General features: G+C 71.7%; 20 protein-coding genes. 11 read left to right on the top strand and 9 right to left on the bottom strand.

Going from position 1 to position 23773, the window contains the following annotated elements; translation table 11 throughout:
- Window positions 1–141 precede the first annotated feature (141 nt).
- The gene (locus ABFJ78_RS01715; protein ID WP_436383779.1) at window positions 142–1173 is read left to right on the top strand and encodes a hypothetical protein; all 1032 of its coding nucleotides are present in this window, start codon (window positions 142–144) and stop codon (window positions 1171–1173) included.
- Here ABFJ78_RS01715 and ABFJ78_RS01710 read toward each other — a convergent pair.
- A complete protein-coding gene (locus ABFJ78_RS01710) occupies window positions 1140–2057 on the bottom strand; it encodes a LysR family transcriptional regulator (protein WP_436383778.1) in 918 nt (305 codons plus the stop codon). The genes ABFJ78_RS01715 and ABFJ78_RS01710 overlap by 34 nt on opposite strands.
- Before the next feature lie 95 nt (window positions 2058–2152).
- Here ABFJ78_RS01710 and ABFJ78_RS01705 point away from each other — a divergent pair, with 95 nt between their 5' ends.
- Window positions 2153–3364, top strand: coding sequence for an MFS transporter (locus ABFJ78_RS01705; protein WP_436385357.1), 1212 nt, complete (start codon window positions 2153–2155; stop codon window positions 3362–3364).
- Here the strand turns inward: ABFJ78_RS01705 and ABFJ78_RS01700 are convergent.
- From ABFJ78_RS01700 to ABFJ78_RS01690, 3 genes are all read right to left on the bottom strand, one after another.
- Window positions 3361–4095 (bottom strand): hypothetical protein, encoded by a 735-nt coding sequence (locus ABFJ78_RS01700; RefSeq protein ID WP_436383777.1) that lies wholly within the window; start codon window positions 4093–4095, stop codon window positions 3361–3363. The two genes, ABFJ78_RS01705 and ABFJ78_RS01700, sit on opposite strands and share 4 nt — an antisense overlap.
- A 1-nt stretch (window position 4096) precedes the next feature.
- Window positions 4097–5905 (bottom strand): substrate-binding and vWA domain-containing protein, encoded by a 1809-nt coding sequence (locus ABFJ78_RS01695; protein WP_436383776.1) that lies wholly within the window; start codon window positions 5903–5905, stop codon window positions 4097–4099.
- Between the two features lie 72 nt (window positions 5906–5977).
- On the bottom strand, window positions 5978–7150 hold the full coding sequence (locus ABFJ78_RS01690; protein WP_436383775.1) for a homogentisate 1,2-dioxygenase: 1173 nt from the start codon (window positions 7148–7150) through the stop codon (window positions 5978–5980).
- An 86-nt stretch (window positions 7151–7236) separates the two neighbouring features.
- On the opposite strand from ABFJ78_RS01690, the gene ABFJ78_RS01685 reads away from it, so the two are divergent.
- Window positions 7237–8091: a hypothetical protein gene (locus tag ABFJ78_RS01685; RefSeq protein ID WP_364464198.1), complete on the top strand. Its 855-nt coding sequence runs from the start codon at window positions 7237–7239 to the stop codon at window positions 8089–8091.
- Window positions 8088–8723, top strand: coding sequence for an IclR family transcriptional regulator (locus ABFJ78_RS01680; protein WP_436383774.1), 636 nt, complete (start codon window positions 8088–8090; stop codon window positions 8721–8723). The genes ABFJ78_RS01685 and ABFJ78_RS01680 overlap by 4 nt, the downstream gene beginning before the upstream one ends.
- Here the strand turns inward: ABFJ78_RS01680 and ABFJ78_RS01675 are convergent.
- A complete protein-coding gene (locus ABFJ78_RS01675) occupies window positions 8720–9370 on the bottom strand; it encodes a DUF998 domain-containing protein (RefSeq protein ID WP_436383773.1) in 651 nt (216 codons plus the stop codon). The genes ABFJ78_RS01680 and ABFJ78_RS01675 overlap by 4 nt on opposite strands.
- A gap of 56 nt (window positions 9371–9426) precedes the next feature.
- Entirely contained in the window at window positions 9427–10014 is a 588-nt protein-coding gene (locus tag ABFJ78_RS01670; RefSeq protein ID WP_436385356.1) for a TMEM165/GDT1 family protein, read from the bottom strand.
- Between the two features lie 187 nt (window positions 10015–10201).
- Here ABFJ78_RS01670 and ABFJ78_RS01665 point away from each other — a divergent pair, with 187 nt between their 5' ends.
- From ABFJ78_RS01665 to ABFJ78_RS01645, 5 genes are all read left to right on the top strand, one after another.
- Entirely contained in the window at window positions 10202–11194 is a 993-nt protein-coding gene (locus ABFJ78_RS01665) for a S41 family peptidase (protein ID WP_436383772.1), read from the top strand.
- Between the two features lie 38 nt (window positions 11195–11232).
- Entirely contained in the window at window positions 11233–12705 is a 1473-nt protein-coding gene (locus tag ABFJ78_RS01660; RefSeq protein ID WP_436383771.1) for a cytochrome ubiquinol oxidase subunit I, read from the top strand.
- Between the two features lie 228 nt (window positions 12706–12933).
- Window positions 12934–13941 carry a cytochrome d ubiquinol oxidase subunit II gene (gene cydB, locus ABFJ78_RS01655; protein WP_436383770.1) on the top strand — a complete coding sequence of 336 codons (1008 nt, stop codon included), beginning with the start codon at window positions 12934–12936 and terminating at the stop codon, window positions 13939–13941.
- The gene (gene cydC / locus ABFJ78_RS01650; protein WP_436383768.1) at window positions 13938–17174 is read left to right on the top strand and encodes a thiol reductant ABC exporter subunit CydC; all 3237 of its coding nucleotides are present in this window, start codon (window positions 13938–13940) and stop codon (window positions 17172–17174) included. The genes cydB and cydC overlap by 4 nt, the downstream gene beginning before the upstream one ends.
- Window positions 17175–17233: 59 nt before the next feature.
- Window positions 17234–18397, top strand: a complete 1164-nt coding sequence (locus ABFJ78_RS01645; protein ID WP_436383767.1) for a GAF domain-containing protein — start codon at window positions 17234–17236, stop codon at window positions 18395–18397.
- Between the two features lie 211 nt (window positions 18398–18608).
- Here the strand turns inward: ABFJ78_RS01645 and ABFJ78_RS01640 are convergent, their stop codons facing one another.
- A complete protein-coding gene (locus ABFJ78_RS01640) occupies window positions 18609–19235 on the bottom strand; it encodes a response regulator (protein ID WP_436383766.1) in 627 nt (208 codons plus the stop codon).
- A 284-nt stretch (window positions 19236–19519) separates the two neighbouring features.
- On the opposite strand from ABFJ78_RS01640, the gene ABFJ78_RS01635 reads away from it, so the two are divergent.
- Complete coding sequence (locus ABFJ78_RS01635; RefSeq protein ID WP_436383764.1) at window positions 19520–20011, top strand: excalibur calcium-binding domain-containing protein; 492 nt, start codon at window positions 19520–19522, stop codon at window positions 20009–20011.
- Window positions 20008–20646 (top strand): class F sortase, encoded by a 639-nt coding sequence (locus ABFJ78_RS01630; protein WP_436383763.1) that lies wholly within the window; start codon window positions 20008–20010, stop codon window positions 20644–20646. The genes ABFJ78_RS01635 and ABFJ78_RS01630 overlap by 4 nt, the downstream gene beginning before the upstream one ends.
- Here the strand turns inward: ABFJ78_RS01630 and ABFJ78_RS01625 are convergent.
- Together ABFJ78_RS01625 and ABFJ78_RS01620 are read right to left on the bottom strand one after the other, a co-directional pair.
- A complete protein-coding gene (locus ABFJ78_RS01625; protein WP_436383762.1) occupies window positions 20643–22889 on the bottom strand; it encodes a helicase-associated domain-containing protein in 2247 nt (748 codons plus the stop codon). The genes ABFJ78_RS01630 and ABFJ78_RS01625 overlap by 4 nt on opposite strands.
- A 14-nt stretch (window positions 22890–22903) precedes the next feature.
- Entirely contained in the window at window positions 22904–23662 is a 759-nt protein-coding gene (locus ABFJ78_RS01620) for a thermonuclease family protein (RefSeq protein WP_436383760.1), read from the bottom strand.
- Window positions 23663–23773 lie beyond the last annotated feature (111 nt).

Genomic DNA, 23773 nt, shown 5'->3' with positions numbered 1-23773 from the left:
TAACCTGAATCCAATGGTCTGGGTAGTCGCTCGATTGCGGTTCGGGTCACGCGGCCGCTCCGCTGAGCGGAGCATCGGGTAACGCCGGTGTGCAAATTCCCGAAAAGGCCGGTGACCAGACCGACACGGTGGGGGCCCAGCGTGCAGATCGTCCCGGTACCCGAACGCGTGCCCGCGTTCGAGCTCGACCCCGCGATGCCCTCCGGCGCGCTGCCGATCTTCGGCGAGTACCTCGACCGGATCGGCCGCAGCGCCGGCGACCGGCGGCTGCTGACCTGGTTGTTCCTGGCCTTCGGGGTGGCCCAGTTCTTCGCCGGCGCGGGGTTCGCCCTGCCGATCGGCACGCTCGCGCTGGCCGGGTCGGTCGAGGCGTGGTGGTTCTGCCGCGCATACGCCAGGGTGCCCGAAACGCGGCTGAAACGGGAAGCGTTCCGGCAAGTGGACATCGCCGCCGACGGCCTGGTCGTGGCCGGGCGGACGGTCGGCGTGCGCCTGCCGGACGGCCGATGGCTGCGCGTCCGGCTCGACGAGGCGTACCGGTTGCTGGTGGCCGGGCACCGCCAGGTCTGGCTGCTGGGCCGGGGTCCGAAGGTGTTCGTCGGCTTCTCCGGAGTGGTGCGCGTCCGCCGGGCGCGGATCCACGACGCGCCGCCGGCGGGTGCCGTGGCCGTGCCCGCCCCGGTCTGGTCCGGCTCGCCGCGGCTCGATCCCGTGCTGACCGCGCACCGCCGCCAGATCGCCCGCGAGCTGCGCGCGACGGCGGCGTTCCTGCTGGTCCTGGCCGGGTTCGCGCTGTGGGTCCGGCTCGACTTCCCGGCCGTGGGATGGGTCGCCTGGCCGTTCGCGGCAGGCGCGCTGCTGAGTGCGTTCGCGGCCGTGCTGCGCTCGTTCGCCCACGGCCGCCCCCTCCCGGCCGAGCACTGGACCGAGCTGCGGGCGGTGCCGGACGGCCCGGTCCGGATGAGCCGCCGCGGCGGCGCGGCCCGGGTGAGCGGCCTGACCATGCTGGCCGACGGAACGGTGGTCGGCTTCCGCCTGCTCAAGGCGGACGCCTCGATGGCGGCCAACATCGCGGCGACGGGCCGGCTGTGGATCGCGGGAGTGCCCCGGCCGGGCGCGGTGAAGACGGGCGTGCCCGGTTACCCGGTGCTCGGCACGGTCCGCCTGGGCTGAGCCCAGCTCGGCCGCCACGCACCGGCGGCGCGTTCGTTGTCGGCGAAGTGGCGCCGAAGCGCGGCTAGTCCGGGGTGCGCGTTGTCCCGGCGCCAGACCAGCGAGTGCGGGTAGACGGGCGCCGGGTTCTCGATCGGCACACGCCGCAAGTCGTGCCCGGGCGGCCACAGCACGCGGCTCCCCGCGCCGACGAGCGTCGCCACCTCGCCCGATTCCGCGATGGTGTCCAGCACGACCTCGGTGCCGAAGTTCGGCCCGGCGGCGTCGATCGACAGCCCGAACGCGGCCGCGAACTCGGCGTAGTACGCGCCCCACTCGGTCCCGGGGACGACGCCGGGCATCCAGATCCGGTGCCCGGCCAGCTCGGCGGGAGTCACCGAAGCCGATCCCGCGAGCGGGTGCGCGGGGCCGCACAGCAGCTGGATGGGCTCGTCGGACACCCATTGCGCCGCAAGGTCTTCGGGCAGCTCGACCACCGCGCGGAAGGAGGCGTCGACCGAGCCGTCCCGGAGCGCGGCGGTGTCGAAGAGGGTGACGACTTCCAGCGCGACGTCCGGGTGGGCCTCGTGGAACCCGCGCAGCAGCGCGGCGGGACACAGCCGCCGCCCGATGACGTCGACCCGGAGCGGGCCGTTTCGCACCGACGCGAGCGCCCGCAGTTCGGCCCGCAGCAGCTCGCGGGCGTGCGGCAGGAAGGCTTGCCCGTCCCCGGTGAGCACGGCGCCCCGGGCGGTGCGGGTGAACAGCCGCGCGCCGAGCGACTTCTCAAGCGCGGCGATGCGCTTCGAAACGGCTTGCTGCGTGACCGAGAGATCGACCGCGGCGTCCTGAAACCGCCCGGCGTCCGCGGCGGCGACGAAGGTGCGCACGGCATCGAGGTCCACAGCGGTCGACTCTAGATTCACAACGCGGCGTTGTGGCTCGCCGCCGGGTCGTTGTTTGCTCCGCACCGCCCTCCCCGGCTTTGATCTCCTCCGTGATGCGCGGGCGGTCGCTGGGGCCGCGATTCCGATGGCTCTGGTCGGCGTACGCGGTGAGCGCGTTCGGCACCTGGCTCGGCTTCGGGGCCTTCCCGATGCTGGCCATCCTCGTCCTCCACTCCGGCCCCGCCGCCGTCTCCGCGCTGGCCGCCGTCGGGCCCGCCGTCGGGGCCCTCGTGGCCGTGCCGCTCGGACCCTGGGTCGACCGGCGCCGGAAGCGGCCGGTCATGGTCGCCATGGACCTCGTGCGGTTCGGCGCGCTCGTCAGCGTGCCCGCCCTCTACGCCCTCGGCGCCCTCACCTTCGCGCAGCTCCTCGCCGTCTCGGTCGTCGTCGCCGCGGCGGACATCACCTTCACCTCCGCGAGCGGCGCCTTCCTCAAAGGACTCGTGCCGCCCGAAGACCTCCTGATCGCCAACGGCCGGTTCGAGTCGACGAACTGGACTGCCACCGCCCTCGGCCCGCCGCTCGGCGGAGCCGCCTTCGCGCTCTTCGGCCCGGTGACCTCCGTCGCCGCCAACGCCGTCAGCTTCCTGCTCTCCGCGCTCGGTCTCCGCGCGATCGGTGGCGACGAACCGCGCCCACGCCGAACCACTCGCCCCAGCGCGCGTGACCTCACCGGCGGCTGGCGCACGATCCTGACCCATCCCGGGCTGCGGCCGCTCTACTTCAACGTCCTCCTCTTCAACGGCCTGATCATGGCCACCGAACCGCTGCTCGCCGTGCTGATGCTGAACCAGCTCGGGTTCACGCCGTGGCAGTACGGGCTCGCGTTCGCCGTCCCGTGCCTCGGCGGGCTCGCCGGCTCGCGGCTGACCCCGCGGCTCGTCCGGCGGTTCGGCAGGCACCCGGTCCTGCTGACGTCGGGCGCGGTCCGCGCTTGCTGGCTGCTCGCGCTGGCTTTCCTGCCGGCGGGCGGTGGCGGGCTCGCGTTCGTCATGCTCGTCGAGCTGGGCATCATCGTGAGCTGCAGCGTGTTCAACCCGGTCCTCGCGACCTACCGGCTCGAGCAGCTCCCCGCGGACCGCGTCGCGAGCACGCTCTCGGCGTGGTCGGTCAGCACCAAAGCGTCGATCGCGACCCTGACCGCGCTGTGGGGCGTGCTCGCGAGCTTCACCGGCCCGCGCGTCGCGATCGGTGTCGCCGGAGTCCTGGTGCTGGGGACGCCGTTGCTGCTGCCGCGCCGCGACCGGACGCCCGTGGCCGTCTAACCCAGCGACTTGCGCGTCGCCTGCTCGGTCTCCAGCACGCCCTGCCGGATGCCCTCCAGCTGGTCGCTCAGCTCGCGCACCGCGCCGGTGTCGACCGCGAAGTCCGTCGCCGCCGTCAGCTCGGCGACCCGCGCCACCAGGCTGTCCAGCCCCAGCGCGCCCGACTGCAGCTGGGCCAGCAGCTTGTCGCGCGCGCCGGACAGCCGCGTGTGCACGTCCTCCTGCGCCTGGACCGCCGCCAACGCCTGCTCGAGGTCGCCCCGGACCTCCTCGCGCGCCGAGGACAGCGACCGCTCCAGCCGGCGCCGTTCGCGCGTCACGGCGTCGAGGTCGACCCGGGACAACGCCTTCCCGGTCGCCGACGCGCGGCCTGCCAGACGTTCCAGCGTCGCCAGCGTCTCCCGGACCACCGGCTCCATGTCCGCGACGCGGTCGGCCAGCGGACCGGCGTCGAGCGACGAGCTCAGCGACGCGAACCCGTCGGCCGCCCCCTCCGCCCGGCGCAGCCAGTTCTCCTCGTCGGATCCCGGGGCGACGTCGAGCACCCGCGCCTCACGTCGTTCCGGCGCGGACTCGCGACCCAGTGAGGCCACGCCCGCGCGGGCGGCCAACACCGCCACCCCGATCAGCAAGGCGACGAGCACCGGCAGCTGGACGGCCCACGCCACCCCGGCCGACGTGGCGGCCAGCAGCAGCCCCCACGGTTCGGCGAGCTCACGGGCGAACTTCATGTCAGAAATTGGAGATCACGGAGGTGAACACCTGGTTGATCGAGTCCGGTTTGGACGAATCGTACTCCGATCCTTCGGTCGCTTCCGCGATCTGCTTCAGCACGCCCTGGTCGGCGTCCGAGCCGTAGGCGATCGTGAACAGGCGGACCGTCTCCGCGTTGCCCTCCGGCCGCAGCTGCGGCAGCAGGTGCTCGAGGTCGACGCCGCCGGAGTCCTCGTTGCGGCCGTCGGTCAGCACGACGACCGCGTTGATCGCCGCCGGGTCGATGTGCGCCTTCATGTACTCGTACGCGGCTTGAGATGAGTCGTAGAGCCCGGTGCCCGCCTGCGGCGTCAACCCGCTCAGCCGCATGGCGAGCGTCTCCTTGCCGCTGGTGCCGAGCGCTTGGACCGGGACCAGCTCCTGGTAGTCCTTGTCGCCGTCGAGGTGGGTGGAGAACTGCCAGAGCCCGACCTGGTCGCGCGGCACGAACTGGCCGAGCGCGTCGATCGCGGCCTGCTTGGCCAGGTCGATCTTGCTCTTGCCGGTGCCCTTGACCTCGTCGCCCATCGAACCCGAGACGTCCACGACCAGCAGCACGTTCGCCTTCTTGCGCAGTTCGGTCCACGACGCCAGCAGCTTCGACAGCACCGTCGGGGACGGCGGCCGGATGAAGTTGATCTTCGCGTCCGGCTGGACGCCGTTCTGGGTCGTCGCCTGCGGACCCGGCTTGCCCTCGAACGAGCGGAAGCCCAGCGCGGCGAACCGCTGCTGCGTCTCCGGGCCGCGCAGGTAGCCGAGGAAGTCGGCGGCGATCTGCTTGCGCGTCGGGTCGGCCCAGTTCAGCGTGACGAACGGGTGGTCGGAGTTGAGCGTGCCGTCCGCCGGGTAGATCGCGACGATCGGCACCTTCGGCGGCGCGTGCTGGCCGACCTTCGCCGGGTCGTTCGTCGGGTTGCCCTGGTTGTAGCCGATCAGCGAGCTCTCCTCGACGGTCACCGCCGAGATGTACGACAGCGCCGCGCCGCGGTCGTCGGCCTTCTGCAGGTTCGTCAGGAACGTCAGCGTGTTGTCGCCGTAGTGCACGATCGCCTGCTCGATGTTCGAGACGAACTGCCTGGCCTCGGGCTTCTCGAGCGCGGCCGCGGTGAGGTCGGACGACGTCCCGGTGGCCGCGTAGTACGCGCCGATCGTGGCGTTCAGGCCCGCGGTGGAGATGTTCGGGTTCGTCTTGCCCAGCCGGAACTTGCCCCACTCCGGGTGGCCGTACTTCGCCCAGCCCGCCGGATCGGTCGCGAGCGTGGCGAGGTCCTTCCAGCCGATCGGCTTGGCCGGCCAGCCCAGCGCCTCGGCCATCGGCTTCGGCATGGCGACGGTCAGCGGCGAGTTCGCGACCGACTGCGGGTCGCCGTCCGGCACGATCGAGCCCGTGTCGCCCTTCGCGTTGACGCGCAGCAGGTTGACCCAGCCGCTCGCGGCCGGCGTCCAGACGTCGGGGCGTGGCCCGTCGGTGGCCTCGTTCCAGCCGTTCGCCAGCGCCTGCATGGCGATGCCGGACGACTTCGACTTCACGACGACGTCCACGCAGTGCCCGGCGACGGTCCGTCCGGAGTAGGTCTTCGCGGCCTCTTGGACGATTCCCACCTTTTCCGGGGAGGACGCGACGGTGAGCGCGATCGCGTCCGCGCCGGTGCATTTCGGCTCGTTCGCGTCGTCGCTCGAGCCGCTGGTCCAGGCCCGGATCCCGATGATCAGCCCGGCAGCGACCACGATCGCGGCCACGAAGGGGAGGATTTTTCTCTTGCGCCGCGCTGGTTGGGAATTGATCATCTAATCCTCCCCGTTCCGCCACCCGGAAATACCATTATCGGGCAGCGGAACGAGCAGGGGACGGTATTTTGACTATTGCTTAGGACCGCGGCGCGACCACGTCCACGCGTAGCCGGGGTCTTCGGACGCGTCGGCGGCCTCGCCGAGCTCCAGCGGCGCGAACGTGTCGACCATGACCGCGGTCTCGTCGAAGAACTCCGCGCCGATCGACGCCTCCGCCGCGCCCGGCTGCGGGCCGTGCGTGAAGCCGGACGGGTGCAGCGACAGCGAGCCGATCCCGATCCCCGAGCCCTTGCGGGCCTCGTAGTTGCCGCGCACGTAGAACATCAGCTCGTCGGAGTCGACGTTCGCGTGGTTGTACGGCACCGGGATGGAGTCCTCGTGGTAGTCGACCTTCCGCGGGCAGAAGGAGCAGACGACGAAGTTCGGGCCCTCGAACGTCTGGTGCACCGGCGGCGGCTGGTGCACGCGGCCGGTGATCGGCTCGAAGTCGTCGATGTTGAACGCCCACGGGTAGAGGCAGCCGTCCCAGCCGACGACGTCGAAGGGGTGCGTCGCGTACGTGTAGCGCGTCAGGCCCGCGCGGTGACGCACGAGGACGTCGACGTCTTCGCCGTCTTCGAGCAGCGGCTCGGTGGGCCCGCGGACGTCGCGCTCGCAGTACGGCGAGTGCTCCAGGAACTGGCCCTTCGCCGACAGGTACCGCTTCGGCGGCCCGATGTGCCCGCGCGCCTCGAGGATGAAGAGGCCGACCTCGCCGTGGGGGAGGACGCGGTAGGTGCACGACGTCGGGATGACGACGTAGTCGCCGTCGCCGACCTCGAGCCGGCCGTAGATCGTCTCCACGGTCGCGGAGCCGCCCTGGACGTAGAAGAGCTCATCGCCGGCCGCGTTGCGGTATAGCGGGCTGGGCGCGGTCGCGGTGACGAACCCGATGGTGACGTCGTTGTTGCCGAACAGCCGCCGCCGGTCGGTCACGGCGTCGGCCTCGCCGCCGAACTTGAGGTCCCGGGTCTGGAACGCCCGCGGCTTGAGCGGGTGGTTCGGCGTGAGCGACCCACGGTCCTCTTCGACGGCGACCGCGTCGACGATCGCCGTCGGCAGGCCGCGGTGGTAGAGCAGGGCGGAGTCGGCGGAGAAGCCCTCGACGCCCATCAGCTCCTCGGCGTAGAGGCCGCCGTCGGGCTTGCGGAACGCGGTGTGCCGCTTGTGCGGGATCTCGCCTACTTGCCGGTAGTAAGGCATCGGCGCTCCCTCCAAAAGGTGTCCGTTGTGCGAACGATTTTGTCCTCATGTCGTACGCTACTAGCGTGTCAGTCGTGTCAAGCGCTGTGGAACTCACGCCCCCCGGCCCCCGTGGAATTCCTCCCCTGTTCGCGAGGCTCGTCGACGACTCGGCGCTGTTCCCTCCGGGTGATGCCGCCATGCCCGAAGCCCTGCGCGCGCACTTCGCGAGCCGGGAGTCCGAACACGCCGGTGTCCTGGGGGTTTTCCTCTGCCAGGCCTCCCGGCTGCCGGAGCTGATCACCGAGCTGATCAAGATCAAGCCGAAGCAGCCGCTGCCGCTTTCGCTGATCATCGACACCGGTCTCGGCGGCGTCCCGAAGGCGATTTCCATCGTCGAGTCGCGCAGCGAGCTGCTGGCGCTGCGGATGGTCGAGATGCCGGCGCCGTCGGACGTCGACGAGGTCTGGCTGGAGCGCGTCTCGGAGTTCGTCCCGGAGGACGTCATCCGCGTCGTCGAGCCGCGGCGCGGCGTCGGCTGGCTGGACGGCGTCCGCAAGGTCATCGAGCACGGCAGCTGGCCGAAGATCCGCTGCGGCGGCCAGGCGGGCGAGAACTTCCCGAGCGTCGACGAGGTGGCGGACTTCCTCGCCGTCGTCAGCGGGGCGGAAGGGGCGTCGTTCAAGGCGACGAACAGCCTGCACCGCGCGGTCCGGCACGCCGACCCGGACACCGGGTTCGTGCACCACGGCTTCCTGAACCTGCTCGTGGCCTCCGCGCGCAGCCTCTCCGGCGGGGACGTCCGGGCGGCGCTGGAGTCGACGGACGCCGAAGCGCTGGCGGACGAGGCCCGCGCGTTGTCCGAGCCGGCCGCGAAGGCCGTCCGGGCGCTCTTCGCGTCCTACGCGGCGGCTTCGTTCGAGCAGCCGGTGCGCGACATGGGCGAACTCGGCTTGCTGTGACCAGCCGGGAGGGGTCGCTGACGCTCGACCGCGGGCTGGCGCTGCTGCAGGCAGTGGCCGACGCCGGGGGCGACGCGGCGACCATCTCCGAGCTGGCGGTGGCCATCGGCGCCAGCCGCGCGGCGGTCTACCGGCTGCTCGTGCCGCTGTCGGAGCGCGGGCTGGTCTGGCGGGACGGCACGAAGGTCCGGCTCGGCGTCGGCCTGCTCCGGCTGGCCGGGCAGGTGCTGCCGCAGCTGCGTGACGCCGCCGGTCCGGTGCTGCGCGAGCTGGCCGAGAAGGTCGGCGCGACCGCCCACCTGTCGGTCGCGCAGGGGACGCAAGCGCTTGCGGTCGCCGTCGTCGAGCCGTCGTGGACGAGCTTCCACGTCGCCTACCGCGTCGGCAGCCGGCACTCGCTGACGGCGGGCGCGGCCGGCAAGGCGATGTCGCTGCGGCCGGGCGGCGACGGCTGGGTGACGTCGACGGGCGAGCTGCAGGCGGGCGCGTCCGGTGTCGCGGCGCCGGTCCGCGGGGTGCCCGGGCTGAAGGCGAGCGTCGGCGTCGTCTCGATGGAGCCGCTCAAGGCCGCCGAGGTCGGCCCCCAGGTCGTCGCGGCCGCCGGCCGGCTGGCCGACATCCTGAAGGCCTAACGCAGGGGCTTGACCATCGTCAGCAGCAGCGTGACGTCGATCGTGAACAGCAGCCGCTCGAACAGGCCCAGCGTGACCTCCTGGTTGGCGGGGCCGAGGACGAGCGTGAGCACGAACCCGCCGAGCACCACGCCGACGCTGGCGAAGCTCGCCGCGGCCAGGCGCCGGATCGTCGTCCGGCGCGGTTCCCACGGGCAGCGCTCGCGCCCTCTCCGCGTGAGGACGAACGCGGCCGCGGGCAGCGCGACGAACGCCGTCAGCGCGGCGAGGTTGTGGACCTGGCCGGACAGCGACCGCGCCTGTCCGTCCGGGTCGACGGGCACGAGCCCGCACACGAGCAGCCCGGCCGACCAGACGCCGAGCAGGACGCAGACGGTGGTGGTGCCCGGCCGGTGCGCCTTCGCGATACCGGCCAGCAGCGCGACCGAGCCGAGCGACAGGGCCAGGCACATCACACTGAACAGGGGAGCCGCCGAGGACGAGCCGAGCTTGCCGTAGACGTACTCCGACAGCGTCTGCCAGACCGGGCTGACCTGGCCGGACAGGCGCAGGTGGAGGTCGATCGAGATGGCCACGGCCAGGCCGATGCCGCCGAGCGCCAGCCGCCCGTGCAGTGGCGAGACGGCGGCGGTCAAGGGCTTGTTCACCGGGCGCTCATCCTTTCGTTTCCGAAAGGTTACCCGGCCAACCTGTGAAAGATCGGTCAGAAGGCGAGCTGGAGCAGGGCGAACGCCGCGAACCCGGCGAACGCGAACCCGGCGCAGCGCTGGATCAGCTTCGGCTTGATCCGGCTGCGGATCTTCCCGCCGATGAAGACGGCGAGCCCGGCGACGACGATCAGCGCGGCGAAGGCGCCGACGCCGACAGCGACGGGGTTGCCGATCCGCGCGGCGAGGCTGGCCGTCGCGAGCTGGGAGGCGTCGCCCCACTCGGCGGCGAAGAGCACGCCGAACGACGTCATCGCGGAGCGCATGAAGGACAGCGGGGCGGGGCCGATGCGTGAAGCGTCGTCGCCGGCTTCGTCCGCTTCGCTGAATCCCTCGCGGAGGAGCATGAAAGAGCCCAGGCCGAACATCGCGGCGACGACGAGCGAAAGGACAACGTCCGGTAACAGCGTCAGCACGCTGCCGAACGCTACGGCGATGACGCATTGCACGGCGAACGCGGCGCACACCCCGGCGAATACCGGACCACCGCGGAAACGGGTGGTCAGCACCAGGGTCGCGACGAGCGTCTTGTCCGGCAGCTCCACGGCGAGGACCAGGCCGAACGCGCTGATCAACGCCACCATCGCGGCAGTCATGAGTATTTCTTCGCCCCTTTCACTGCAACGATAAAGGGGAGCTTCGGAACAGGGCAAGCTGATGGCTTCCGCGAAATTGCCGGATCGGCGGCCATGAATTTGTCGTCAAGCCGTGTCGCACAATTTTCTTCGGGACGCCGAAAATTCGATTGCGGCCAGGGGTAGGTTGACGAACATGGGGTCTGAAGCGCGTGCTGCGCAGGTCGACGAGGTCATCCGCCGGTTGGAAGCGCATTACGTCTTCCCCGACGTCGCGGCGAAGCTGGCGGAAGTGCTGCGCCAGCGTCTCGGCGAAGGCGCGTACGCGGAGGTCGACGACGCGGAATTCGCGACGCTCGTCACCACGGACCTGCAGTCGGTCAACGGCGACAAGCACCTGCGCCTGCGTCACCACGCCGACCCGGTCGCCGACGACGGCGACGCGGCCGTGACCTCCGAGAGCTACCGCCTCGAGGCCGAACTGGAGGCGTTCGGCATCGCCGAGGTCAAGCGACTCGCCGGGAACGTCGGCTACCTCGACACGACGCTGCTGTACCCGCCCGACCTGGCCGGCCCGGCGATCGCGGCGGCGATGACGCTGCTCGCGCCGGCCGACGCGCTGCTGCTCGACGTCCGCCGCAACCGCGGCGGCACCCCGGGGACGAGCGCGCTGCTGCAGACCTACCTCGTCGACGAGCAGGTCCACTACCTCGACATCTACGAGCGCGAGGGCCACAAGACGACGCAGATGTGGACGCTGCCGTACGTCCCGGGGCCGCGGTTCGGCGGCACCAAGCCGGTCTGGGTGCTGACCGGGCCACGGACGTTCTCCGGCGGCGAGGACCTCGCGTTCTCCCTCCAGCAGCAGGGCCGGGCGAAGACGGTGGGCGAGGCCACCCGCGGCGGCGCCCACCCGCGTGAGCAGTACAAAGTGGACACCCACCTCGACGTGACCGTCTCGATCGCGCGTTCGCTGCACCCGGAGACGGGGGAGAACTGGGAGGGCGTCGGCGTCCGCCCGGACATCGCGGTGGCCGCGGACCGGGCGTTCGACACGGCGTACGAGCTGGCGTTGCGGCACGTCCTCGAGCTGGGTTCCGCCGGACCGCGCCGCGGCGTCGCCGAGGAAGCGCGGCAGGCACTCGACCAGGTGAAGGACGTAGGTCCCGGGAGGGACGGGACCGTTTGATCTAGCTGGGGCCGGCGCCCCGGAGCACGCTGGACCACGTGGAGGTCCTTGAGCTAGCGCGGTGGCAGTTCGGCATCACCACCGTCTACCACTTCCTGATGGTCCCGCTGACCATCGGGCTGTCGATCCTGGTCGCGGCGATGCAGACCCAGTGGGTCCGCACCGGCGAGCTGCGGCACCTGAAGATGACGAAGTTCTGGGGCAAGCTGCTGCTGGTCAACTTCGCGATGGGCGTCGTGACCGGCATCGTGCAGGAGTTCCAGTTCGGGATGAACTGGAGCGCGTACTCGCGCTTCGTCGGCGACGTCTTCGGCGCGCCGCTCGCGATGGAAGGGCTCGTCGCGTTCTTCGTCGAGTCGACCTTCCTCGGTCTGTGGATCTTCGGCTGGGACCGGCTGCCGAAGAAGGTCCACCTGGCGTGCGCGTGGGTGTTTTCGCTGGCCACGATGGCGTCGGCGTACTTCATCCTGGCGGCGAACTCGTGGATGCAGCACCCGGTCGGCGTGACGTTCGAGAACGGCAAGCCGACGATGAACTCGATCTGGGCGGTGCTGACGAACAACACGGCACTGGCCGCGATCCCGCACACGCTGGCGGGCGCGTTCTCGGTGGCGGCGGCGTTCCTGGTGGGCGTCGCGGGCTGGCACCTCTGGCGGCGCCGCGGTCATCTTGATGTGTGGCGCTCGTCGTTGCGCCTCGGCGGCTGGGTCGGCGTGGCGGCGTTCGCGGTCCTCGCGATCACCGGTGACACGCAGGGCAAGCTGATGTTCGAGCAGCAGCCGATGAAGATGGCGTCGGCGGAAGCGCTGTGCCACACGGAAAAGCCGGCGAGCTTCTCGATCATCGCGATCGGCGACGTCGCCGGGTCGAACTGCGAGGACGTCAAGACGTTCAACGTCCCGGCGCTGCTGTCCTTCCTGGCCCACAACGACTTCAAGACCGAGGTCAAGGGCGTCGAAGACCTGATCACCGAGTACCAGGCGAAGTACGGCACGAACTACCCGGACGACCCGGCGCTGGGTTCGCTGGCGGGCAAGCCGATCGACTACGTGCCCAACCTCCCGGTGACGTACTGGGGCTTCCGCATGATGATCGGCTTCGGCGCGGTGTCGGCGGGCATCGGACTCCTCGCACTGTGGCTCACCCGCCGCGACCGGATCCCAGGTGGCCGTTGGTTCCCGCTGCTGGTCCTGGGCGGCATCGCGACGCCGTTCCTGGGCAACAGCGCGGGCTGGATCTTCACGGAGATGGGCCGTCAGCCGTTCGTGGTGGCGCCCAACCCGAGCGGCGTCGACGGGGTGTGGATGTTCACGGCCCAGGCGGTGTCGAGGTTGACGACGGGCGAGGTGTGGACGTCCCTGATCGCCCTGACCACGGTGTACGCGGCGCTCGGAGTGGTGGAGCTGTACCTGATGCGCAAGTACATCCGCGGCGGCGTCGAAGCGGTGATGCCCCCACCGAAGAAGGACTCCGACGAGACCGAAGGCGACACGCTCGCCTTCGCGTACTGAGGGAGCCGAAATGACAAACCCGCAGCTCAGCGGCTGTGCAGCAGCCCCAGACTTCCCCAGAGCAGCCCCCGCCCTTCCCGGGGGGCGTCCCCGAACCCAGCGTATCGGCTTGGTCACTCTCGCGGGTTACCCACAGCAAATCTGTGGACAACTCGCCCGGGTGTGGATAACTCACGGCCACCGGGTCGCGCCGAGCCGAAAGCGTCCGACCACTGTGGTAGGTGCCCGATGACCCTCGAAACCGTCTGGTTCGCCGTCATCGCCTTCTTCTGGCTCGGCTACCTCTTCCTCGAGGGCTTCGACTTCGGCGTCGGCATGCTGCTGCCCATTCTCGCGAAGGACAACACCGAGCGCCGCGTCATGGTCAACACCATCGGGCCCGTCTGGGACGGCAACGAGGTCTGGCTCATCGTCGCCGGCGGCGCGATGTTCGCCGCCTTCCCCGGGTGGTACGCCGGGCTCTTTTCGGCCGCCTACCTGCCGCTCCTCATCGTGCTGCTCGCCCTCATCGGCCGCGGCGTCGCCTTCGAGTACCGCGGCAAGGTCGACTCCGAACGCTGGCGCCGCACCTGGGACCGCGTGATCATGACCGGCTCGTGGGTCGCGCCGCTGGGCGTCGGCCTCATCATCGCCACCACCGTCCTCGGCCTGCCGCTCGACGCCGACGGCAACCGCGTCGGGTCCGCGTTCGCCGCCTTCCGCTGGGACACCCTGCTCGGCGCGGTCGCGATCGCCGCCTTCTCGATCACCCACGGCGCCGCGTTCCTCGCCCTCAAAACCAGTGGTGACTTGCGGGAACGTGCCCGCAAGCTGGCGCTGAAGCTGCTGCCGGCCGCGATGGTGCCGATCGTCGCGTTCCTCTCGGTCGTCCAGTGGCGCGAAGGCACGTTGTGGACACTGCTCTCGTTCGGGATCAGTGCTCTCGCTGCCGCCGTCGCCTGGCTGCGGCTGCGCGCCGACCGCGACGGGCAGGCCTTCGCCGCGCTCGCCGTCGTCATCGCCGGGGCCGCCGTCACGCTGTTCGGCGCGCTCTTCCCGAACGTCCTGCCCTCGACGCTCGACGCCGCCAACACCCTCACCGTCGAAGGCACCGCGTCGAGCCCGTACACGCTGACCGTCATGACCTGGGTCGCCGTCTTCGGCGCCCCCGCCGTGCTGGTCTACCAGGGCTGGACGTATTGGGTGTTCCGCAAGCGCATCGGCACCCAGCACATCCCGGCGGTCCACGCGCCATGACCGAACTTCCCGGACGCGCTCCTCTTCCCGCCTCGGAGTCCACAGTGGACTCGGCGCGGCCGGGAAAGGGCCCGCTCGGCGCACTGCCGGCTCTCGTGCCGGTCGTGCGCCGGGCGCTCGCCCTGGTCGGATTCCTGTCCTTCCTCCACGCCGCCGCGCTGGTGGCCCAGGCATTCCTGCTCGCCGACGTCCTCGCGGCGATCGTCGGAGCAGGTTCCGGGGGACGCACCGCCCAGCTGGCCGCGCTGCTCGCGCTCGTCGCGACGCGCGCGTTGACCGGCTGGGCGGTGCGCACGGTCTCCGCCCGCGCGGCCGCGACCGCCCAACGCGAGCTGCGCGCGCGAGCCGTCGACCACGCCCTGCGTCTCGGCCCCGAGTGGATCGCCCGCCGCGGCCACGGCGAGCTGACGGCGTTGACCACCCGCGGCCTCGACGCGCTCGACGCGTACTTCCGCGAGTACCTGCCCGCGCTGGTGACGGCGGCGGTCGTGCCGCTCGGCGCCGGCGCGGCGATCCTGTTCGCCGACTGGCCGTCCGGCGTGATCGTCGCGCTGACCGTGCCGCTGCTCCCGGTCTTCGCGATCCTCGTCGGCAAGTTCACGGCCGGACGCGTCGCCGGCGCGACCGACGCGACGCACCGGATGTCCGAACGGCTGCTGGAGCTCGTGCGCGTGCTGCCGGTGCTGACGGCGTTCCGGCGCGCGACCGCGCAGGGCGAGACCGTCCGGCAGCTGTCCGAACGCCACCGCCGCGCGACGCTCAAGACGTTGAAGGTGGCGTTTTCCTCGGCGTTCGTCCTGGAACTGATCGCGACGCTGTCGGTCGCGCTGGTCGCGGTGGTGATCGGCGTCCGGCTCGTCGGCGGGAGCCTGCCGCTGGCCATCGGCCTGGGCGTGCTGATCCTGGCGCCCGAGTGCTACCAGCCGCTGCGCGCGGTCGGCGCCGCGTTCCACGCCAGCGAGGACGGCGTCGAAGCGGTCCGGCGCGTCGCCGATCTGCTCGCCGTCCCGGCGCCCCCTGCCGGCACCGAGGTCGTGGCGCGCGGCGAGGTGCGCGTGTCGTCCTTGCGCGTTTCTCGGCGTGGCGGATTCGCGCCCGACGGCGAGACTTTCACGGTCCGCCCCGGCGAGACGGTCTGGCTGCGCGCCCCAAGCGGCGGCGGTAAATCGACCACGCTCTCAGCGCTCCTCGGCTTCGTCCCGGCCGACGACGGCGCCATCACGGTCGGCGCGACGAACCTGGCCGACGCCGACCTCGCGCGCTGGCGCGAACAGGTCGCGTGGGTGCCGCAGTCGCCGGTGTTCGCCGGCGGCACGGTCCGGGAAGAAGTGGGCGGCGAGGACTTCCTCGCCGAACTCGGCCTCGCGGGATTCGCCGACCGCCCGGTGGCGCAGCTTTCGCTGGGACAGCGTCAACGCGTCGCCGTCGCCCGGGCGTTGCACCGGATCCGCGACGGCGCGTGGCTGCTCCTGCTCGACGAGCCGACGGCCCACCTTGACGAAGCCAACGCGCGCCTGGTGTTGGCGGCGGTCCACCGCGCGGTCGACAACGGCGCCGCGGCGATCATCGCGGCCCACGAGCGCACGGCGGCGGTCGACATGTCTCCCGACGCCCCGGTTGCCACCTCCTTGTCCACAGTGGACGATTTCGGCGCGCCGTTGCCGTGGCGCGCACTGCTCGACGGACGGCTCTTCGCCGGCGCGGCGCTGGGCGCGGTGGCGCTGCTGGCGGGCGTGGCGCTGACGGCGACGTCGGGCTGGCTGATCGCCAAGGCGTCGCAGCAGCCGCCGATCCTGACGCTGACGGTCGCGGTGGTCGGCGTCCGCGCGTTCGGCCTGGGCCGCGCGGCACTGAGGTACGTGGAACGGCTGGTCACGCACGACGCGGCGTTCCGCATCGCCGGGCGTCTGCGGGTCCGGCTGTGGAATTCCCTGGTGCGCTTGGGCCCGGCACGCGGGTTGCGAGCGGGCGAAGGACAGCGGCGCTTGGTGGGCGACGTCGACACCGTGCGCGACCTGCTGCCGCGGGTGGTGTCGCCGCCGCTGGTGGTGGCGCTGGTCGTGGCGGGGGCGATCGCCGTGCAGACGTGGGTGCTGCCCGCGGCCGGCCTGACGTTGCTGGTCGCGGTCGCGGTGGGGTTGTGCGCGCCGTGGGTGGCGTTGCGGGCGGAGCGCCGGGCGACTTCGGCACTGGCGGACGGGCGCCGCGAGGTGGCGTCGCGGGTGTTGGTGCTGTTCGAGGCGGCGGCCGAGTTGCTGGCGTTCGGCAGGGATCGCGAGCACCGCCGGGCGCTGTCGGACGCGGACACGCGGTTGGTGGCCGAGGCCCGCCGCCAGGCCTTCGGCGCGGGCGCGGCGGAGGCACTGGTGACGTTGGCGTGCGGCGCGGGCGCGGTGATCAGCACGGCCTTCGCGGCGCGCGCGGTGACGGCGGGTGGACTCGACCCGGTGCTGGCGCCGCTGCTGGCTTTGGTGCCGTTGGCGTTGGCGGAGGTGCTCGCGCTGCTGCCGGCGGTGGCCCAGCACTGGGACACGCTGCAGCGAGCCCGCCACCGCTTGGCCGACACCCCGGCGCAAATCAAGCCGGACGATGACGACGCGCAAGACGAGGCCGGTGGCCGCGTGGTGTTGCGCGGGGCTGATCTCGGGTGGCCTGGTGGGCCGGTTGTGCTTCGCGATGTCGATCTCGATCTCGCGCCCGGGACCTATGCCGCCGTTGTCGGGCCCAGTGGGGCCGGGAAGTCGACCCTTGTTGCCGCTCTGCTCGGCTTTCTCGCTCCTCGGCGCGGCATCGTCGATGTCCCTGGGCGGGTTGCCTGGGCTCCTCAAGAGCCGATGCTCGCCGCCACCACCGTTGCCGAAAACCTTCGGCTCGCGCAGCCGACCGCGACCGCCGACGAGCTGCGTGAAGCCTTGCGGCTGGCGGCCGTCGACGATGTCGATCCGGCGACTTTGCTGGGCAGCGGTGGTAGCGGGCTCTCCGGTGGGCAGGCTCAGCGCGTCGCCCTCGCGCGGGCCTTGCTTGGAGCGCCTGAAGCGGGACTCGTGCTGCTCGACGAGCCCACCTCGCACCTCGACGAGCCGACCGCGCACGCCGTGCGTGCCCACCTGCGGGAAGCGCTCGCCGGGCGGACCGTTGTGCACGTCACCCACCGCGCCGAGGAGGCCGACGGCGCTGACCTCGTGCTCGAGGTTCGTGACGGCCGGGTTGTCGCGCGGGTGCCCGTGTCGTGATCGGTTCCTCCAGCGCGCTTGGCGTGCCGCCGCAGCGGCGCGCGATAATGACGGAACTCATGGATCCGACGCTTGCCGCGCGGGCGCTGTCCGCCGCCACCGAGATCACGAGCACCGCCCTGTCCGGCGACGACCCGGGCGCGGTGCTCGACACCGTCGTCGCCCGGGCGGCCGAACTCGCCGATGCCGATCTCGGCCTGGCCATGGTCAGCGCCGATGACGGCCGCGTCGTCGTCGAGGCCGCGCACTACGCCACCGCAGGCGAACCCGGTGACGAGGACAACGGCGAATCTCTCCGCGGACTCGCCCTCCCCGCCGACTCCGCCGCCGGCCGCGTTGCGCGTGGCGGTGAGCCCGTCGCGAGCGCCGACTTCACCGTCGACCCGCGGACCGCGCCCTTCGTGCCCGCCGAACTCCACGGCTACGGGGCCTTCGCCGCCGCGCCGTTCGGGTCCGGCGGACGCGTGCTGGGCGCGCTCACCGTCTACCGCAAGCGGGGGCGCGAGCCGTTCTCCGCCGGGACCGTCGAGATGCTCGTCGCCTTCGCCGCCCAGGCCGGCGTCGTGCTAGCGCTCGCCGAAGGCGCCAACGCTCGGCACCGCGTCGCGCTGTACGAAGAGCGGGAACGCATCGCGCGCGAACTCCACGACGTCATCGTCCAGCGGCTCTACGGCGCGGGCATGCAGCTCGACCGGGTTCGGCGCAACATGCGCAAGCGGTTCGCCCAGGCCGACGGCGCACGGCTCTCCGACGCCATCGACCAGCTCGACCAGACCATCGAGGAGATCCGCGGCACCGTGCGCGCGCTGCGGTCACCGGAGCCTCGCCACGACACCGGCACGCCCACCGACCTCGCCGAGTCGGCGCGCGGCGAGGTCCGCATCGCCGGCGAGCTGCTCGGATACCCGCCGACCCTGGAGCTGTCGGGCGAATTCGCCGACATCCCCGCGGAACGCGCCGACCACATCCGGGCCGCCCTGCGCGAAGCACTGTCCAATGTGGTCAGACACTCCGGTGCGAGCGAAACCCGCGTGACCTTGGCCAGGGACTCCGACGGCGTGAAACTCCGTGTCCGGGACAACGGTTCCGGCGTCCCCCAAGGCGTCGCCACCCGTGGCCTGCGTCATCTCGCCGAACGCGCGGACGCCGCGGGCGGGAAGTTCTTCCTGAACTCCTCGCCCAGTCTCGGCACGCTCGTCGCGTTCGACCTCCCACTTGACTGAACCACTTGCTTGACCGCGATCTAGCCTTCTCGGGTCATCCAGCCTCCCTTCATCGCCCTCACCGAAGATCGTACCGGGATATCGAACACCTATTCGACTCACGTTCGAGTGAAAACAGCAGGTCAAACGCGCTGATGGGCGTGGCGGACGGTGACGACGGCTGAAAAGGACGCAGCGAACGGCGGCTTGCGGACGCGACCGTCGCGCGGGGTTACTTCTCCCGGCGCGCGATCCAGGCGGCGGCCTGCGTCCGGCGCTGCATGCCGAGCTTCGCCAGCACCGACGTGACGTAGTTCTTGACCGTCTTTTCGGCGAGGAACAGCCGCTCGGCGATCTCGCGGTTCGACAGGCCTTGGCCGATCAGCTCCAGCACGTCCCGTTCGCGCTCGGTCAGCGTCGCCAGCTCGTCCGTCGGCGGGTGGCGCATCTTGTCGAGCACCCGCGCGGTGCTCACCGGGTCCAGCAGCGACCGCCCGGCCGCGACCTCGCGGACCGCGTTGACCACGTCCTGCCCGCGCACCTGCTTCAGCAGGTAACCCGCGGCGCCGGCCATGATCGCGCCGACCATGGCCTCCTCGTCGTCGAACGCGGTCAGCATCAGGCACGCCGGCGGGCTCGGCTTGGACCGCAGCTCGCGGCAGAGCGTGATGCCGTCGCCGTCGCCGAGGCGGACGTCGACCACCGCGACCTCCGGCTCGACGTGCATCGCCACCGCCAGCGCCTCTTCGACGCTGCTCGCCTCGGCGACGACCTCGATGTCGGGCTCGTCGCCGAGGAGGTCGCGAAGCCCGCGGCGGACCAGTTCGTGGTCGTCGACGAGCAGTACCTGGATCGGCATATCCCCAGGTTACGGGGTACGCGGACGCCGTGGGGCCGGCTGGTCCGCACGTCACACCGGACGATTCCGCCCAAAGTGTGACCGCGGATCTCGTAACATTTCCGGCGGTGCGCATTTCCGTCGCTGATTCCGCAGGTCAGCGGCGAATGGCGAAGAATCACCAGACCGCGGGTTTCCGGTGGAGCGCTGACGTTTCCGGAATTCCGGAATAGTCCGTAACAGGGCCGCAGGCGTCGCGATAGTAACCACGCAATCACCCCGATTCTTCCTGAAAGGACCTTCCGGTGTCCTTGTTTCGTCGTGCCCTGACGACGGCCGCGGCCGTCGCCGGGCTCGCTCTTCTCGGTCCCGTCTCCCTCGCCTCCGCGCAGCTCGCGGCGCCGCTCGCAGCCGATCTCGACTGCGGCGACTTCCAATACCAGGAAGACGCGCAAGCGGTTCTCGATCAGGACAAGTCCGACCCCAATCACCTGGACGACGACAAAGACGGGATCGCCTGCGAAGCGCGCCCCCACCGCCCGCAGCAGAACACGTCCACGCCGACGTCCGAACGGCCGTCGACGACGACGAAAACCCACACGGTCCCGAAAACCACCACCACCGCCAAGAAATCCACGACGGGCAATCAGGTCAAGGTGAAGCCGGTCGGCGGTGTGGCCACCGGCGGCGGCGAGCCGGAGGAAGGCGCCCCCGGGTTCCTCGTGCTGAGCGGCGCGCTGCTCGCCGCGGCGGCGTCCGGTGGCATGGTGCTCCACCTGCGCCGGCGCGCGAATTGAGGCACCCGCGGCTGTGGCCGGCGGTCACGGCGGTCGTCGCCGCGCTCGGGTCGGTTCTGGTGGTGGCCCTCGTCCTCGCGTTCTCGCCGCACGCGCCGGAGCAGGTTGCCCCACCGTCCGCCGTGCCCGTCGAGGTCTCGCCGTCGACCACCGCCGCGCCGTCCGGCGGCGGGCTCCCGGCGGCGAAACCGGCCTCCTTGAGCATCCCGGCGATCGGCGTGCGCGCGGACGCGATCAAGGACCTCGGGCTGACCTCGAAGGGTGAGCTCGAGGTCCCGGGCGACGCCACGACGGTCGGCTGGTTCACCGGCGCCCCCTCGCCCGGCGAGGTCGGCCCGGCGGTGCTGGCGGCGCACGTCGACTACAAGCACGTCCCCGGCGCCTTCTCGCGGCTCAAGGAGCTGAAGCCAGGCGAGCAGGCGAGGGTCGGGCGGTCCGACGGCCGGACCGCCGTCTTCACCGTCTACCGTGTCGACCGCTACGCCAAAGCGCAGTTCCCGACCGACCAGGTCTACGGCGACACCGCCGAGCCCGAACTGCGGCTCATCACCTGCGGTGGCGAGTTCGACCGGTCGAGCGGCAACTACCTCGACAACGTCGTGGCCTACGCGCGGCTCACCGGCGTCGAGGCCTAGCCGAGGTCGATCTTCGCCAGCTCGAGCCGCCGGTACGCGTGGTCGTTGAGCGACCAGACGTCCAGTACGTCGCCGTCGAGCTCCGGGTAGGCGACCACGAGCCGGACCGGACCGTCGTCCTCCTGGTAGCCGACGTCCGCGGGGATCCCGGCTTCGAGCTGCCAGCAGAGCTGCTGCTGCTTGGGCGTCAGACGGCCCGCGTAGCGGTCGCTCATCGCCCGCGCGAGCTGCCCGCGCAGCAGGTTCGGGCCACTCGGCGGCGCCGCGAGCAACCGCTCGGCGTGCTCGCGCGGGTCGGGTGGCCCTTCGTCCGGCTCGGGGTCGCGGAAGGTGACCTTCGGCGGCGCGGCCTCGCGGGCGGGCAGCACGATGCTGCCGTCGGCGGCGTGGTGGGTCGGCGAGTAACCGGCTTCGCGCAAGGCGTCGAGCGTGCCGGCAGCGTCCACAGTGGACGTCAGCACGGTCGGCGCCACCGCGCGCAGGCCGAGTTTCGCGAGCTTGCGGTGCGCGGCGAGCTCGGCCAGCACGGCGGGCTCGCCGACGACCACGCTCGCGACGTCGAGGACCTGTGCCTCGCCGTGGCGCCGCGCGACGTCGTTGACCAGGTAGACCAGCGGTTGCGGCAGTTCGCCCGCGGCGAGCGCGCGCAGGTCGTCGAGCAGTTCGTCGGCCGTCGCGCCCTGGTCGAACGCCCGCCGGACGGTCGCGGGGGAGAACCGCCAGCTGGTCGCGGTGCCCTGGGCCTCGCGATCGGCGACGCGGTCGAGCGACGCGGCGAGCCGCGCGTCCGGCGAGCCGGGCACGATCGCGGTGAGGTCGGTGCCGAACAGCGCCGTCGTCCGCGCGCGGGCGACCAGCCCGTCCGTGACCTCGACGAGCCGCTTCTCGGTGAGCAACGCGCGGCCCACCTCGGTGACGGCGCCGTGCGCGACGACGCCGAGGAGCTCGGCGGCCGCCAGCGTGTCCTGGACGTAGCCGGCGAAGTCGTCGGCCGGCAGCATCGGCGCGTGCCAGGCGGCGAGGCCGGTCAGGCCCTCGACCACGGCGGTGCCGGGTTCGAGGCGCGCCAGCAGCCGCACGACCAGCCGTCGCACCAGCGCCTCGACGTCGGTCCCGAACTCCGGCGGCGCCGGGTCCCACCACGTCGTCAGCAGCAGGCGGTAGAGCAGCGCCGGCGCGGGCCGGGCGAGGTCGGGGTCCGGCGCGAGCGTGGGCGGCGGCGCCTTCTGACCGCGGCGCGGCGGCGGTGGTTCGTCGGCCAGCAGCAGCCCGGCCTGGGCCGCGAGGTCGATGGCCAGCTCGATCTCCGCGGGCGTCGCGCCGGTGTCCTTGGCGACCTTCTTGACGAGCCGGGCGCCGATCGTGCCGTCCTTGAGCAGTGGAAGCGGCTCCGCGGCGGCGAGGTCGAGAACGGCCGAGACGCGGTCGAGCAACCGCAGCGCGGCGGCCGACGACGTCGCTTCGACCGGCTCGGCTTCGACGTGCGTGACAGGGCATTCGGGCTCGTCGGGCGTGAACGGCAGCTGGTGGTCCGGGCCGCGCAGGGCGAGCGACACCTCGATCGGCATGGCCGCGCTGCCGTAGTAGGTGCTGAAGAGGAAGCCGTGCTCGAACGCCCAGCCCTCCGCGGTGTGGAACGGCAGCACGCCCTCGGCCTCGGGAACGCCGTCGGCCATGTCCCGCAACAGTTTCCGCGTCGGCTCGGGGGCGGTGCGGAACACCTCGCGCACGCGGTCGCCGTCGCGGTAGAAGTGCACGAGCTCCTTCAGGCCCTCGGGCAGCCCGAGGGCCTGGGACAGCCGCGCCATGCGGCTCCGGCCGAGTTCCACCAGCAGGTCGGCGACCGGCTGGCCGAGACCTTCGGCGTGGAAAACCGTGCGGTGCAGGAATTCCGGCAGCGTCACGCGGTCGTCGTCGCGCCACAGGAGGGCGCGCTCGGCCAGTTCGTCCACATAGGACTCGACGGTGGTGGCGCCGAGGAGCTTTCCGGCTTCCGCGACCGGCGTCGGCCGCAACCCGAGCGTGTGGCACAGCTGGACGGCGCGCAGAACCTGCACCAGCGGCAACGAAAGCCCGAGCACGGCTTCGTCGAGCGACTCCGCCGAGGCGAGCCGCGCCGCGACGACGTCGAGCCGCCGCGGCCACGGTTCGTGCAGCACGTCGGGCCGGTGCGCGAGGATTTTCGCCAGTGCGTCCCGGTCCAGGGCGGCGAGCCTGCCGAGCAGGTCGTCGGCGGTGGTCATCGGTCCAGGTTAGATCACCGGTCGCAGGCCGTGCCGTCGCCGTCGCGGTCCAGCTCCTTCCGGTAGCCGGGCTCGCCGACGTGGATCGGGGCGGCGTGCGCGGCCCTCGCCGCGGCGCAGTTCTTGTAGTACACGGAGGAATCGGGCTCGGGGGCGTCCTCGGTGGTCTCCACCGGCGGGGCCACCGGGGCCGCCTTGGTGACCGGCGGCGCCGGCGTGGGCGTCGGGGCAGGCGCGTCGATGGTCCCGTTGCAGGGCGGGCCCCACAGCCCGCTGACGGCCTGCTTCGCCGCGGTCTCGGCGGCGGCGAGCGCGGGCACGGCGGCGTCGGCCGCGTATTTGAGATAACCGCCCTGAATCGCGAGAGCCGCGTAGTCCTGGCCGCCGGCCAAGGTCACGGCGACGCCCTGCGCCGTTTCCGCGCCGAGCGTCACGGCTTTGCCGGAAAGGGTGCTGGTCGCCCAGCCGAGTGATTCCAACCCGTAGCACCCGTTGCCGACAACCGGCGCGGTGACCCCGAGGACGCGCACGGTTCGGCTCGAGCCGTCACTGCCCTTCACCACGACGGTTGCGCCGTCCGTCACGGACTCGACCGTGTAGCTGACGGGCACCGGAGCCGCGCTGGTCACCGGGGTCGTCGACGTCGCCGGGGGCGCGGCCGGCGTGGCGGCCACGGGCTTCGGCTCCGGGGCCTTCCCGAAGATCGCGCCCAGGACGAACAGGACGGCGAAAGCGGCCAAGACGATCTTCAGCCAGTTCGGAAGGCGTTTCATCCCCGGATTCCCCTGTTCCTCGAACACGACGTGCCGACGACGTACTCGCGAAATCTCCCGCCGTTGTTACGCATCGGCCGGTGATCGGCCACCAGTCGTTATCCGGCGGAA

It is taken from the genome of Amycolatopsis sp. MEPSY49 (assembly GCF_051337345.1).
In the GTDB taxonomy this organism is placed as follows: Bacteria; Actinomycetota; Actinomycetes; order Mycobacteriales; family Pseudonocardiaceae; genus Amycolatopsis.
Note: the sequence above shows the minus strand (reverse complement) of the source record. Positions and strands in the feature narration are given on the sequence as shown.